At 73.5% G+C, this 14,184-nt stretch carries 11 protein-coding genes; 3 read left to right on the forward strand and 8 right to left on the reverse strand.

Annotated features, from left to right (window positions below; translation table 11 throughout):
* Positions 1-8 precede the first annotated feature (8 nt).
* From IE212_RS11015 to IE212_RS11035, 5 genes are all read right to left on the reverse strand, one after another.
* Positions 9-2,378: a glycoside hydrolase family 65 protein gene (locus IE212_RS11015; RefSeq protein ID WP_190197571.1), complete on the reverse strand. Its 2,370-nt coding sequence runs from the start codon at positions 2,376-2,378 to the stop codon at positions 9-11.
* A gap of 13 nt (positions 2,379-2,391) precedes the next feature.
* A complete protein-coding gene (locus tag IE212_RS11020) occupies positions 2,392-3,267 on the reverse strand; it encodes a universal stress protein (protein ID WP_190197702.1) in 876 nt (291 codons plus the stop codon).
* Between the two features lie 459 nt (positions 3,268-3,726).
* Positions 3,727-4,326 carry an Rv1733c family protein gene (locus tag IE212_RS11025; RefSeq protein WP_190197572.1) on the reverse strand — a complete coding sequence of 200 codons (600 nt, stop codon included), beginning with the start codon at positions 4,324-4,326 and terminating at the stop codon, positions 3,727-3,729.
* Between the two features lie 117 nt (positions 4,327-4,443).
* The gene (locus IE212_RS11030; RefSeq protein ID WP_190197573.1) at positions 4,444-5,325 is read right to left on the reverse strand and encodes a universal stress protein; all 882 of its coding nucleotides are present in this window, start codon (positions 5,323-5,325) and stop codon (positions 4,444-4,446) included.
* Positions 5,326-5,557: 232 nt separating this feature from the next.
* Entirely contained in the window at positions 5,558-6,859 is a 1,302-nt protein-coding gene (locus IE212_RS11035) for an MFS transporter (protein ID WP_190197574.1), read from the reverse strand.
* A gap of 666 nt (positions 6,860-7,525) precedes the next feature.
* Here IE212_RS11035 and IE212_RS11045 point away from each other — a divergent pair.
* The 3 genes from IE212_RS11045 to IE212_RS11055 all read left to right on the forward strand — a co-directional run bounded on the left by IE212_RS11045 (position 7,526) and on the right by IE212_RS11055 (position 10,486).
* Positions 7,526-8,860 (forward strand): jacalin-like lectin, encoded by a 1,335-nt coding sequence (locus IE212_RS11045; RefSeq protein WP_190197575.1) that lies wholly within the window; start codon positions 7,526-7,528, stop codon positions 8,858-8,860.
* Positions 8,861-8,931: 71 nt separating this feature from the next.
* Positions 8,932-9,522 carry a TetR/AcrR family transcriptional regulator gene (locus IE212_RS11050; RefSeq protein WP_190197576.1) on the forward strand — a complete coding sequence of 197 codons (591 nt, stop codon included), beginning with the start codon at positions 8,932-8,934 and terminating at the stop codon, positions 9,520-9,522.
* The gene (locus IE212_RS11055) at positions 9,515-10,486 is read left to right on the forward strand and encodes a phosphotransferase enzyme family protein (protein ID WP_190197577.1); all 972 of its coding nucleotides are present in this window, start codon (positions 9,515-9,517) and stop codon (positions 10,484-10,486) included. Before IE212_RS11050 ends, IE212_RS11055 begins: the two co-directional genes overlap by 8 nt.
* Here the strand turns inward: IE212_RS11055 and IE212_RS11060 are convergent.
* The 3 genes from IE212_RS11060 to IE212_RS11070 form a co-directional block, all read right to left on the reverse strand.
* Entirely contained in the window at positions 10,483-11,274 is a 792-nt protein-coding gene (locus IE212_RS11060) for an isocitrate lyase/PEP mutase family protein (protein ID WP_190197578.1), read from the reverse strand. The genes IE212_RS11055 and IE212_RS11060 overlap by 4 nt on opposite strands.
* Before the next feature lie 53 nt (positions 11,275-11,327).
* Entirely contained in the window at positions 11,328-13,010 is a 1,683-nt protein-coding gene (locus IE212_RS11065; protein ID WP_190197579.1) for a DUF2264 domain-containing protein, read from the reverse strand.
* Between the two features lie 116 nt (positions 13,011-13,126).
* The gene (locus IE212_RS11070; RefSeq protein WP_190197580.1) at positions 13,127-14,161 is read right to left on the reverse strand and encodes a rhamnogalacturonan acetylesterase; all 1,035 of its coding nucleotides are present in this window, start codon (positions 14,159-14,161) and stop codon (positions 13,127-13,129) included.
* Positions 14,162-14,184 lie beyond the last annotated feature (23 nt).

Here is a 14,184-nt window from a genome sequence, read left to right on the forward strand (position 1 = left end):
GGTCCCGGTCAGTCGGGAACCACCAGCGTGGCGGTCTCCCCGGGCTCGACGCCGACCGAGCGGTCGGGCAGTTCGACGTCGATCGGCGGAAGGTCGGACGGCGGCACGGCGATCTCCAGCCGTCCGCTGGTCAGACGCAGCCGGATGCCCCAGTGGCCCTGGTAGGCGATGGAGAACCCGTACGACGACAGCTCCGGCAGGGGCACGGGGTCCAGCCACAGAGCCCCGGCGCGGGTCTCCAGCCCGGTCAGTCCCCGCTGGACCAGGTCGAGGGTGCCGGCCATGGCACCCAGGTGGATGCCCTCGCCGGTGGTGCCGCCCTGCAGGTCGGCGATGTCGCCGCGCAGGGCCTCCTGGCAGAACTTCCACGCCTCGGAGCGCCGGCACCGGGCCAGGACCCAGCCGTGGACCAGGCCGCTGAGGGTGGAGCCGTGGCTGGTGCGGGCGAGGTAGTAGTCGACGGTGCGCTGCCAGGTCTCCTCGTCCAGCGGGTAACCCAACCGGTCGAAGAGTCCCTGCAGTTCGGCCGGTGAGAAGAGGTATCCGAGCATCAGCACGTCGGCCTGTTTGGAGGCCTTGTAGCGGTTGACGCTGTCGCCCTCGGCCTCCAGGATCCGGTCCAGGCGACGGATGTCGCCGTAGCGCTCGAGGTAGGCGTTCCAGTCGAGTTCCGCGAGCTCGCCGTAGCCCTCGAACTGGCTGATGATCCCGTCGTGGAAGGGGACGTGGAGGGTGCGGGACACCTCCTCCCAGCGCTCCGGTTCGCCGTCGTCCAGGTCGGTGCGTTCGACGAGTTCGCGGCGGCGGGGCGCGGGCAGGGCGCGCAGCACTTCCACGGTGCGGGTGAGCACCCAGGCCGCCATGACGTTGGTGTAGGCGTTGTCGTCCAGGCCGGGCCGCACCGAGTCCGGGTAGGCCTCGTGGTACTCGTCGGGGCCGACCACGCCCCGGATGCGGTGCCGCCCCAGGGACTCGTCCCAGGTGGCCGAGTCGGCCCAGAAGCGCGCGATCTGGAGCAGCATCTCCGCGCCCTTGGTGTGGAGGAACTCGGCGTCGCCGCCGGCCTCGCAGTACTGCCACACGTTGTAGGCGATCGCCGAACCGACGTGGTGCTGAAGGTGGGTGTGGTCCGGCAGCCAGCGGCCCGAGCGGGGGTTGAGGTGCAGCTGCTGGCTCTCCTCACGTCCGTCGCTGCCGCTCTGCCACGGGTACAGCGCCCCGCGCCGGCCGATGGTCCGAGCCGCGGCGCGGGCCCGGTCCAGGCGCCGGTGACGGTAGTGGAGCAGGGCGCGGGACACCTCGGGGAAGTGCAGGTTCAGATACGGCAGGACGAACAGCTCGTCCCAGAAGACGTGCCCGCGGTAGGCCTCGCCGTGCAGTCCCCGGGCCGGCACGCCCACGTCCAGGTCGGCGGTGTGCGGGGAGAGGGTCTGCAGCACGTGGAAGAGGTGCAGGCGCAGGATGCTTCCCGCCTCCCCCGGGACGTCGAGGCCGGCCCGGCGCCACAGCTGGCTCCAGACGGTCCGGTGGGAGGCCGGCAGATCGTCGAAGGCCGGTGCCGCGCCCACCCGTTCCACCGCCGCCTGCAGCGGGTCGCTGATCGCCAGGTCGCGTGAGGTGTGGAGCGCGACGGTCTTGTCGACGGTGGCGGCGCGACCGGGTGTGAGCGGCAGTGCGAGCCGCTGAACGGCCCGCGTGGGCCCCGGCTCGTCGGTGATGGGTGCCGGTGCGGTCAGCCGGGCGGCCAGGGCGACACGGATGTCGGAGGTGCGGGTGCGGCAGCGCAGCCACACCGTGCCGGGCGTGGCGGTACCGGTCCGCACATCGGTCAGGTGGCGGCCGTCCAGGTCCCGGTAGCGCGGCACTCCGGCATTGGTGACCGACCCGTCGATCGCCGCCTCGACCTCCAGCTCACCGGCACCGCCGTCGACGGTGAACTCGGTGCGCAGCGCGGCGATGTGCGGATCCGCCATGTGCACCAGCCGCAGCTGCCGCACGGTCAGCGTCCGCCCCTCGCCGAGGGCGTACCGGGTACGGCGCTCCAGCAGACCCGGGTCCAGGTGAAGGGTCTGCCGGTGGTCCAGGACGGTCGCCGTGTCCGGCGTGAGCCATTCCCCGCCCGCGAGGCGGTAGCGCAGCGGCAGCCAGTCGGGGAGGTTGACCAGGTCCTCGTTCTCCACCCGGCGTCCCGCGACCTCGGAGACCAGGCGGTTGTAGCAGCCGGCCACGTAGGTGCCCGGGTAGTGCACGTCGTCGGCCGCGCACTCGGGAAGCGCCCCGCGGGTGGCGAAGTAGCCGTTGCCCAGGGTGCACAGCGACTCGCGCAGCCGTTCGTCCGCGGGATCGTATCCCTCGTACTCCAGTGTCCGGTCCGTCACGGGGCTGTCTCCTCTAGACGCGCTGCGGCACGACGGCCACCGGGCAGCCGGCGTGGTGCAGCAGCGTGTGGGCCACCCTGCCGAGCTGGAGCCCGAAGTGGCCCTGCCGACGCCGGGCTCCGAGGATCACCAGGTCGGCCGCGGCCGAACGGTGCACCAGCACCTTGCGGGCCGGGCCCTCGACCGTCGTGCGGCGCACCCGTACGCCGGGGTGCTCGGCCACGGCCTCGCGGAGCAGTGCGTCGAGCTCGGCGCGGGCCTGCTCCTCCCGTTCGCGGCCGGGTTCCCCGGCGAGCGCGGCCGTGCCGGCGGTTTCGTGCGCGGGGCTGCGCCAGGCCCGGATGACCTCCAGACGGCACCCGCGTGCTTCCGCCTCACGCAAGGCGAATCGCGCCGCCTCCTCACTGGTGTCGGAGTCTCCCGCGCCGAGGAGGATCCGCTCGTGTGAACCGGCCAGGCCGGCCTGGTCCCCACGCACCACGATCACCGGGCAGTGCGCGCGGGCGGCGACGGCCAGTCCCACGGAGCCGAGCAGCAGTCCCTGCAGTTCACTTCGGCCCTGTGCCCCCGTGATCACGGCGGTGGCGTTGTTGCCCGCGTGCAGGAGGGCGTCCGCCCCGTCGTCGGGGAGGACGTCGGTGGACACCTTCACGTCGGGGTTGCGCCGCCCGGCGCGCTCCGCCGCGGAGGCGACGATGTGGTCGGCCATCACCTGGCCCGTGGGGCGGCCCGGACCGGCCGACGGGGTGAGGCCCTCGTACCGCTCCCAGAGTGAGCCGTGGACCAGCCGCAGCGGAAGACCGTGCCGGGCGGCCTCGTCCACCGCCCAGTCGACCGCCAGGAGGCTGCCGTCCGATCCGTCGACGCCCACGACCAGGGGAAGTTCCATGGTCATCGTTCCCACCGCCTCGCGCTCGGGCAGCCCGCAGATCCACTCCCACCGTCCCACCTCCGGCGGGCGGGCGCGAGGGGCGACCGGGCCACCGCGGGGGGCCTTACGGCCCGTGCTGCTCCGGGGTGCCAGGGAGCCGCAGGTTGCGAAGCCGCGGGTCCCGGGTGCGGAGTCGCCATCGCGGCCCGGGACGACCGGGAGGGAGCGGCCGGGAGGGGGCCGGCGGCTGCACGCGTCCCGTGCCCGGTCACAGCCGCGCCACGGCGGAGCGCGGCTCCGTCGCGCGCGGATCCTGGCCGCCGCTGATCGCAGGCCTCTGCTCTCTCTGCTCCACGCACCGCGACAAAGTCCTCCGCCGCGCACCTCGGCGCGGGCCTGACCCGACCCGCACGGCCGGTATGCCGCCCACGGCAGCGGGGGGCCTGGGGCCCACACCCGGCCCCGCCCGCCTCCCGGTCAGCCGGTCATGCGCTTGCGCCACTGCGGCCCGACCCGCTCCCACTCCATGTCCCACTCGGCGAGACGCCGCCGGTCCAGCCGCACACGTGCGAGTCGTCCGACGGTCCACACCGCGGCTCCGGTGCCGGTTCCGGCCAGGACACCGGTGGCGGCCGCCTGGATCGTCGCCTCCGCCGGGTTGAGCGGCGCGTCGACCAGTTCACCGGTGCGGTCCGTCCACACCGTGACCCTGGTTCCCGCCGCGGCGCCGGGCTCGGCCTCGGTCCGTCCGGTGTGCGTCGAGCCGCCCGGGGCGGTCCAGCGCACCCTGGCCAGCACCGTGTCGCTGCGCGAGCCGTCCGTCGTCGCCTGCGAGGACTTCGGCGCCCGTTCGGTCAGCACGGCGGACACCGCGTGCGCCTTCGCGCGCTGCGCGGCGAGGGCCCGGTCCGCCGCTCCGGCCGCCACCAGGCCGGCGATGGCTCCGCCCAGCACCACGAGGACCCAGGTGAGGAGCACGATCCAGGCCTCGACGCGGTCGCTGCGGCGCCGGAGCGGATTGCTCCGCCACCGCCACAGCCGCACCCTGTCCGCACTTCCGTGTCGTGTCACCGCCATCGCGTTCACCCCCTCACGGGCGTGCTTCCAGTGTGCGCCGCCACCGCCCCGGAGCGCCTGCGCGGCGGGGAGCGCGGAAGGCGGGTGCCGGCACGGCGGGACCGGCCCGCCGCCTGGTCAGCCCCGCTCCGGGACGACCGCGACGGGACAGGCAGCGTGGTGCAGCACGGCGTGGGTGACGCGGCCGATGTGGAGGCCGAAGTGTCCGCTGGGCCGCCTGGCGCCGACCACCAGAAGGGCGGCATCGGCCGAGGCGTCGAGCAGCACCGTGCGGGCGTGGCCCTCGACGAGACGTCTGCGCACCTCGACGGACGGGCATTCCCCGGCCGGCGCGCGCAGCCCGCTCTCCAGGGCCTCGTCGGCGTGCCGCCGCTGCACGGAGGCCGGGTCGCCGGTGAACGGCGGCTGATCGGTGCTGTCGTGCGCGGGCCGGTGCCAGGCGCGCACGGCTTCCAGCGGAACACCGCGCCGGCTCGCCTCCCGGAAGGCGAACCGCACCGCCTCCGAGTCGGCCGGATCGGCGGGGACTCCGACGACGACGCGGCGGCCCCGCCGCCCTGTCCCGGCCTGGTCGTCGTGGTCGCCGCGCACCACGATCACCGGGCCGTCGGCGTGCCCGGCCACGGCCAGGCTGACCGAGCCCAGGAGCAACTCGGCGGCGCCCCCGCGGCCGCGGTACCCCACGACCAGCGCGGACGCCTCGCGCGACGCCCGCCGGAGCACCGGTACCGGCCCCTCGGGCACGACCTCGGAGGTGACCTTCAAACCGGGCGCCCGCCGCCGGGCACGTCTCGCGGCGGTCACCGCCAGGACGTCGGTGACCACCTGCTCCGACGATTCCGGCCCCGAGGCGAAGACGGCCCGTTCGTAGCGCTCCCACAGCGACGCGTACACCACGCGCAGCGGGACCCCGCGCAGCGCCGCCTCGTCGGCCGCCCAGTCCACGGCCCGCAGGCTCGGCTCGGAGCCGTCCACGCCGACGACAAGCGGCCGGTCCATGCGTCATCGTCCTGGCTGGGCAGCCGGCGCGGGACGACGGCGGCCGGTGCTCGTACGGGGCATCCTCTCCACCTCCGGAGCGAGGGCTGACGGTTCGAGCATGGCCTCGACCGGCCGCCCCGGTGGAGGGGCCATAGGTCCCGTGCCGGAACCGACCGGCCCCATGGCGGTGCCGCGGCACGAGGCGCCGGTTGACCGGCGCCGATCGGTCCTGGTGCGTGAGGGCCCTGCTTCACGGGCCGCCCCGGCCGCTGCCCGTCCCTCGGATCGGGGTGAGCAGGGCCGCCGCGGCCAGCAGGACGCAGGCCGCTCCGGCGGCCAGGGCGACCGGTGTCGTGCCCTGTACCTCCGCGGCCCAGGTGAGGATGACCGCGCCGACGGGGGCCGCCGCGTACTGCAAGGTCCAGAAGGCGGAGGTGACCCGGCCCAGGAGATGTTCCGGGGTGACCTCCTGACGCAGCGACATAGAGCAGGTGCCCGCCATGCCCGCGCAGGCGAGGAAGGCGGCGCTCAGGGCCGCGACGACAGGCACGTCACGGGCCCAGCCGAGGCCCGCGAAGGCCGCTCCGCACACCGCGACCGAGCCCGTCCAGGCCGGCCCGAAGCCGAGACGGCGGCGGACCCGGGCCACCAGCAGGGCGCCGGTGATGGTGCCGAGGGCGCCGAGTGCCATGACGGTGCCGACCGTGCCGTCGTCGTGACCGAGGTCGTGCTTGAGGTGGTAGATGACCAGGTCGTTCAGGCCGAGAGTGAGAAAGCTGAAACCGAACAGCAGGGCGGTGAGCGAGCGCAGCACCGGATGGCCGTGGAGGAAGGTGATGCCGGCGCGCAGGTCCCGCCACAGTCCCTGGCGCTCGCCCGTCCGCTCGTCGTCGGCCGTGCTCGTCCGGAGCCGTACGAAGAACAGGCACGCCGCCGACACCCCGAAGCTGGCCGCGTCCACGCCCACCGCCGCGGCCGGCCCGGACCAGGCGGCGACCAGCCCCGCGCACAGCGGTCCGAGGACGCCCGCCGCGGCAGCGGTGGCGTTGAGCCGGCCGTTGGCCTCGGTGAGCAGCTCGGTGCCCACCAGAGCGCGCACGACGGTGACGTAGCCGACCGCGAACAGCATGCCGACGGCCTCGCACAGCGGCAGCACCCCGTACAGCAGCCAGAGCTGCGGGCCGAACAGCCACACCAGGGGGATCACCCCGTACAGGCCCATGCGCACCAGGTCGCAGCCGATGAGCAGACGGCGCCGGTCCACCCGGTCCACCACCGCCCCGGCGAACACCGCCGCCACGACCGCCGCCGCCCCGCCGACCGCGGTCAGCAGCCCCATCCGCGCGACCGAACCGGTCGCCTCCAGGACCAGCAGGGGCAGGGCGATGAGCGCGAAGGAGTCGCCGAGCACGGAGAGGGTCTGCGCGACCCAGAAGATGGTGAAGTCTCGCTGCCGCCACAGCGGACGGGTGCCGGCCGGACCGTCGTCACAGACGCCCGCGGGGGTGCCGCTGCCGGACTCGTCCTCGCGCCGCGCCGTCTCATGCGTCATGCCGCGCGTGCGGTCAGCGCCGTTCGCGCGATCGGTACGAGCCGCGTGGTCGGTAAGTTCCGTGCGGCCCGACGATCCGTCATGGCGCCTCCCCCGTGTCCCGGTTCCCCGGCAACCTTACGAGGTGCCCGCTGGGGCGGCCCAGCGAATAACCGCTACCGAGGGGGCGGGCGGAGGGGATGGCGTTCGTGCCGTGAGGTGATCTCCGTGACGTTCCGCTGGGAGAGTTCATGATGCACTTCGCCCTGGGCAACACCCCTGAGGAGCCCCTGGCGGCCTTCACCGCACGGGCGGCAGCGGACCCCCGGCGTCGCCGGGCTGCTCCTCAGCGGCTCCCGCGTCCACGAGGGCATGCCGACCGTCCACTCGGGCCGCCGTCGACGGCTGGCTCGACGCCTACGTCAACCAGGCCTACCGCTCTCCGAAGTGCCACCGCGACGGCCGCCCCGCCGTGGGTCACCTGGACGCGGCCGAGTCCGTCCCGTACGCCCTGGAGCTGCTCTTCGCCCCGCACCGCCGCGTCCGGCCGCACAGGCTGCTCCACGCCTGACGCCGAGGGGTTGCCCCCTGTTTTCCCGAAGCCCCTTGCGTCGTAAGGCTGTTGGCCCCGAACCTGAGCACCGTTCACCTTTCCCCCGCTCGCTCCCCCGACCGGAGACACCCCCCATGAAGAGACTGATCGGCACCCTCATGGCCACCGCTCTGGCCGTCACGGGCCTCGCCACCGCCTCCGCGACGCCCGCCGCAGCGACGCCCGCCGCCGCCACGGACTCCGGCTCCTTCAACGTGCTCACCTACAACGTCGCGGGTCTCCCCGAGGGCCTGAGCTCCGGCAGTCCGGCGAAGAACACGCCGCTGATCTCCCCGCGCCTCGGGGCGTACGACATCGTCAACGTTCAGGAGGACTTCAACTACCACGCGGCCCTGTACGCGGGTGACGACCACGCCCACCGCACCGCGACCAGCGGCGGAGTCCCCTTCGGGGACGGCCTCAACACCCTCTCGGACCACCCCTTCGAGGACTTCCAGCGGGTGAAGTGGAACAAGTGCACCGGCACCAACTGCCTCACCCCCAAGGGCTTCTCGCTGGCACGGGTACGGCTCGCCGAGGGTGTCTTCGTGGACCTCTACAACGTGCACACGAACGCGGACTCGACGGACGACGCGCTCGCCGCCCGCCGGGCCAACATCGAGCAGCTCTCCGACTTCATCCAGGCGAACTCCGCGGGCAACGCCGTGATCGTCATGGGTGACACGAACACGAGGTACACCCGCGCGGGCGACAACATCCGCACGCTTCTGACCGAGAACGGCCTGACCGACGCGTGGGTCCAGCGGGTGAAGGGCGGGAAGCCCCCGGCCCAGGGCAGTGACCCGCTCGTCTGCACCACCACGGCCCCCGCCCAGGACTGCGAGGTCGTGGACAAGGTCCTCTACCGGGGCAGCGGGCTGCTGAGCCTGAACGCGACGCGCTACCACAACGACTGGGCGTCCTTCCTGGACCCGGCCGGCAACAACCTCTCCGACCACTTCCCGCACACGGTCGACTTCTCGTACACGCTCAACTCCGCCCTGCGGGCGAGCGACTTCTTCGGCGGCCCGCACGGCACGGCCTTCAACGACGCGGACGACCTGCCGGCGGCCCCCGCTCCCCGCACCCTCACGCTGCGCGGCGGCGCCCGCCTGGACGCGGTGTCCCTCACCCACGACGGCGGTACGACCCTCACCCACGGCGGCACGGGCGGCACGGCGGCGTCCCTGACGCTGGCGCCGGGAGAGCACCTGACCTCGGTCAAACTGACGCAGGGCCAGAAGAACGGCCGTACCCGCCTGTTCTCGGCGGCTTTCACGACCGACGCGGGACGGACCGTGTCCGCCGGTACGGCCACATCCGACGCGAAGACCTTCACGGCCCCCGCCGGCCGGCAGATCGCCGGGTTCACGGGACGCGCGGGCGACGAGGTCGACAAGCTGGGGGTGATTTACGCGCCGATCCGCTGAGGCCCGTACTAGGCTCTCTTCCTCTCTGCGCCAACGATCCGGCACTGCTCGAGAGGTAGCCCCCAGCCCCCATGCCCAGAGCCGGCCTCACCCCCGACCGCCTCGTCGCCGCCGCGGCCGACCTCGCCGACGAGGCCGGCTTCGAGCGCGTCACCCTGTCCGCCCTGGCACGCCGCTTCGGCGTGAAGGACGCGAGTCTCTACTCGCACGTCAGGAACCTGCAGGACCTGCGCACCCGCATCGCCCTCCTCGCGGGCGGCGAGATGATCGACAGGATCGCGGCGGCGGTCGAGGGAAGGGAACCCGGCCGGGACACCCTCGGCGCCTTCGCCGGCGCCTACCGGGCCTACGCCCTGGAACACCCCGGCCGCTACGCCGCGACCCAGATCCCCGTCGACCAGTCCCTCGTCACCGACTCCCCCGCGATGCGCCGTACCGCCGACGTCACCTACGGCATGCTCCGCGCCTACGGCCTGGAGGAACCCGACCTCACCGACGCCGTACGTCTGCTGCGCAGCGCCTTCCACGGCTACTGCGCCCTGGAGTCGACCGGCGCCTTCGGCGCGCCCCGTGACGTACAGGCGTCCTGGGACAGGGCGATCGACGCCCTGCACGTACTGCTTCTCAACTGGCCCGGCGAGGGGACGACAACCGATGTATGACGCAGCCGGCTCCATAGCGGAGACCTACGCTCTCGGCTCCGGCCCCTGGGCGATGACGCCGGTCACCCGGGGCGCACTGGGCCAGGTGTGGAAGCTCTCCGGGAACGGGCACGCATGGGCCGTGAAGGAGCTCCTCTTCGGCTGTGACGAGGCACAGGTCGGCCGCGAGGCCGCGCTGCGGGACGCCGCGGCGGAGCTGGGCATCGCCTCGCCCCGGATCCACACCGACCGGCACGGCGCGCACGTTTGCCGTCCCGGCTCCTCGGGCGGGTCGTACGTGAAGCTGTACGACTGGGTCGACGGCACCCCGGCGGACGCCTCCGACCTGGACGTTCTGGACTGGTTCGGCCGGACCATGGCGCTGCTCCACCAGGCCGGTGACGGCACCGTCGAGACGCCGGGCGACTGGTACGAGCGGTGCCCTGACGACACCGACTGGGAGGAGGTGCTCAAGAAGGTGCGGGACGCCGGCCTGCCGTGGGCGGAGGAGCTCGGCCGCTTCGTCGCCACGTCCGCGCCGCAGCTGGCTCACTGGGTGACACCCTCGGCCCCGGACGGCCTCGTGACCTCGCACCTCGATCTTCAGCCCCAGAACGTCCTGGTCGGCCCGGACGGTCCGGTCCTCCTCGACTGGGACAACGCCGGGCCGGTCTCGGCGGAACGAGAGTTCGCGCGGGCCTTGTTCGTCTGGTCGGGCGGCAATGAGGTGAACACCGAGGCCGCCCGGCGCCTGGCCAGGGCCTACCGCGACGCTGGAGGCCGGGCCGTCGTCACGGGCCCGGAGTCGTTCTCGATGCTCTTCGCCACGGAGCTGAACTACATCCACGTACAGGCCGAGACCGCCGTCGATCCATCCGTGACCGCCGCACAACGCGAGTTCGCGGGCAGGCAGGCCGTCACCTGGCTGCGCGGAGCGCCCGGCCCGGCCGCCGTCTCGCTGCTGGTCGCCGCGCTCGGTACTTAGGGGTGTTTCGTCAGCCCGGCCACGTCGTCGTACGACGGTGTCACGCCCTGGGGTGTCCGCCCGGCCCGGACATCCGCCACCGCCTCCAGGGCCGCGCCCAGTGCCCGCCGGTACAGCAGGGAGCCGAGGCTGATGCGGCGTGCACCGGCGTCGGCGAGGTGGGCGACGGTCGGGCCGCCGGGCGAGTAGAGGACGTTGAGGGGGACGTCCAGGTGGCGCACCAGGGTGGCGATCCGGCGCAGGTCGGTGAGGCCGGGGACGAACACGCCGTCGGCGCCCGCCTGTCGGTAGGCGTCGAGGCGCGCCAGGGTGCCGTCGCCGTCGCTCCTCCAGTGGGTGTCGGTGCGGGCGTTGACGAAGAGCCCGGGTGCGGCCTGTTTGACCGCCGCGATCTTCGCCGCGTGCCGGTCGACAGGCCCCAGGCCGTCCTCCAGGTTGATGCCGACCGCGCCGGCGGCGTGCAGCTCCCGGGAGAACTCGGCCACCTCGTCAGGGTCGTCACCGAAGCCGCCCTCCGCGTCGACCGACAGCAGGAAGGCCTCGGACCCCAAGGCGACGGCCAGCCGCAGCGTTTCCTCCCGGGTCGCCGCCCCGCCATCGGGCAGGCCCGCGGCCGCGGCGACACCGAGACTCGTCGTCCCGATCGCCTGGAACCCCTGCCCGGCGAGGAATCGGGCCGACGCGTGGTCCCAGGCGTTGGGCAGCAGGAGGGGCTCCTCGGCGTGATGAAGAGCGGCGAAGGCGCTCACGGCCTCCGCGGGCGGCGTCTGCTTCGGGTGTGCGGTCATGACACCACGCTAGGCGCGGGTCACTTCGGCGCGGACCGAAGTACGGTGCGGCCTCAGGTGACCTCCACGGCCTGGGCCCCCAGCCGGACCAGCAGCGTCTCACCGTCGCTCCAGCGGACCTCCACTGCGCCGTGCTCGTCCGCCCGTACGGAAACCAGCTCCGCCAGCGGAACGGGATCCGCGTCCGCCGTCAGCCGGGCCAGGGCGACGAAGAGGGTGGCGTCCTCGCCGGTGACACCGGTGAGCGCGTCGTCCAGGCCGAACACGGGCAGGAGTTCGGCCTGGACACCCTCCGTGGCCGGCCATCCGGTCACCCGCACCGGCGTACCCGGGGCGGCCCCCGCGACCAGATGCGCCCGGACCTCGGCCGCCCCGCGTGCCAGCACCACGCTCGTCACCCGCGCTCCCCCACCCGCCGTGTGCCGCGAGGCCACCCAGCCGTCGCCTGCGCCCAGCGGTTCGATGTCCGTACGGCTGGGATCGTCGCCGACCAGGACGCTGTTGTCGTACGACGGGGACGGTGCCGTCACGGTCGAGTAGGCCAGGCGCGTGTAGTACGGGTCGTAGCGGACGTCCTCGCTGCCGTGGTTGTGCAGGCGGACCACGCCGTCGGAACGGGTGGACTGGAGCAGCCAGTTGGGCGGGCCGACGGGGGTGACGGCGTCCGTGCGCTCGGCCGGGCCGGGCCGCTCCCGCGCCGTCCACACCTCGTGGTCGGCCGGCAGGAGCAGACCGAGGAAGCCTTTGCTCGCCCAGTACGGGGAGGCCGGGCCCGAGTAGCCCTGGAGGACGGACTCGTCGGGCCCGTGCCAGCCCCGGGTGAGCAGTCCCCGGTCGTCCACAGCGCCCCGGTCCAGGAAGTAGCTCAGGGCTCCGGAGGCGAGGCGCCGGGTCTCGCCCGGCGTCAGGGGGGTACGGCCGGTCAGCGCGCCCAGCCACAGTGGGGCCGTCGTCGCGAAGCGGTAGGTGAGGGAGCGCCCCTGGTGCATGGGCGCGCCGTCGCCGCCGAACAGGCGGGCGTAGTCGGAGAGGTGACGCGACAGGCGGTCGCCGTACAACTCCAGCAACCGCTCGTCCCGCTCCAGCCAGGCGTGCAGCACGGGATACAGGTGCATCGCCCAGCCGTTGTAGTAGTCGAACTTGCGGCCGTCGCCGTCGGTGTACCAGCCGTCGCCCGCGTACCACTGCTCGATGCGCTCCAGGCCCCGGTCGATCGCTGTGCGGGACGCGTCCGGCTCGTGGCCGATCTCGGCGAGGAAGCCGCCCACCGTGACCGGGAACAACTCCCAGTTGCACGGCCAGGGTTCGGCGGTGAGGGCGTCACCGAGCCAGGCGGCCGCCCGCTGGCGCACACCGTCGTCCAGCCGGTCCCAGAGCTGGTCCCTGGTCAGGCGCAGGGCCAAGGCGATCGACGCCGCCTCCACCAGCGGCTGGCTGCGGTCCTCGATGCGGGGCCAGATGCCGGAGACCCCGGCGGCGAGGCCGTCGGCATAGCGTTCCAGGGCCTTCTCGTCGCGGCGGAAGGCGGCCAGCAGCAGGGTGCGGGCGTAGCCCTCCAGTCCGTCGGAGAGGCGGCCCGACCAGCTGGTGCGTTCGCCGGGCAGGTGGTACAGCGCGCGGTCCGGGCTCGCGTACGGCTCGACCGCGGCGAGCAGGGCGTCGGCCGCCACCTCCCAGTGGGCGCGGGTGAAGCCGGTGAACGGGGACGTCGTACGGTCGGCGGGAGGCAGCTGCATCGGTTCTCTCTCGTGCTGACGGGCTTGTGCTCACACGCTCGTGTTCAAAGGCGCCGGGGATCTGGCAACAGCTGGAACCTGGGGCGCCCCGGTTCCGGTCGGGGCGCCCCAGGGGTTCATTCCACCCGCACCTTGCCCTTCGGCAATAGATGCCGGGTGACGAGTTCGTCGCGGACCAGGCCCGCGTAGAGCGTGGCGCCGCGCACGGAGGTGTGCGTGTTGTCCCGCGCCTCGTTGTAGAGGTACACCGCCTTCGAGCCTTCCACCCCCAGCGACTCGACGAGTTCCTTCGTCTTCGCCGTCAGGTCGATCAGCGGGACGCCCCGCGCGGCTGCGACGGCGCGCGTGACCGCCGGGTGGTCGACGCCCAGCCCGTTGACCAGGAGCGCGGTTCCGTTGTTCAGCGTGCCGTCGGGGTTGAACCAGCGCCGCACGATGGGAGTGACAAGGACCGGCTGTCCGCCCCGCTCCCGGACTCCCGCCACCAGGGTCTCGAGGTTGGCCCGGTAGGTGGCCTCGTCCGTCGTCTTGTCGTTGTGGGCGAGCTGGACGAGGACCAGGTCGCCGGGGCGGATCTGGGGCCGCACGGTGGCCCAGAGCCTCGGGTTCCCCAGATACGAGACCGTACTCTCCCCGGAATCGGCGTAGTTGGCGACGGAGACGCCCCTGTCGAGGTACTGGGGCAGTTGCTGGCCCCAGCCGGAATAGGGGTCGCCGGGCTGGTCGCAGACGGTGGAGTCCCCGACCAGGAGGATCTGTCGCGGGTGCCGGGCCGGGGTGACCCTGAGACCGGCGAGCGCGGGGGCGGTGCCGCCGACGCGCAGGTCGAGGCCGGGGGCTCCGTCGGGGCCGGTGGGCTCGCCCTCGGGAGTGCGGACGTTCACGGTGAAGCTGCGGGTGACGCGCTCGCCCGCCGGTACGGCCGTCTCGGGGAGCAGGGAGCGGCGGGTCTCCCCGCTGACGCTCGTACTGGAGGCGGCGTTTCCGCCGAGGGTGACCCGCACGTCGTAGGTGCCCGGCGGGACGTCGAAGTGGCAGGTGCCGTCGGTGCAGTGCGCCAGGCCCGAGTCCGGGTGAGCCTGGGCCGGTACGGACGACAACCCGGTGCCCAGGGTCATCGCCGCCACGACGGCGATGCTGAAACGTCTCACTCGCGGCTCCTCCCAGCGGACGA

Origin of the sequence: Streptomyces djakartensis (assembly GCF_014651075.1) — a bacterium.
Taxonomy (GTDB): Bacteria; Actinomycetota; Actinomycetes; order Streptomycetales; family Streptomycetaceae; genus Streptomyces; species Streptomyces djakartensis.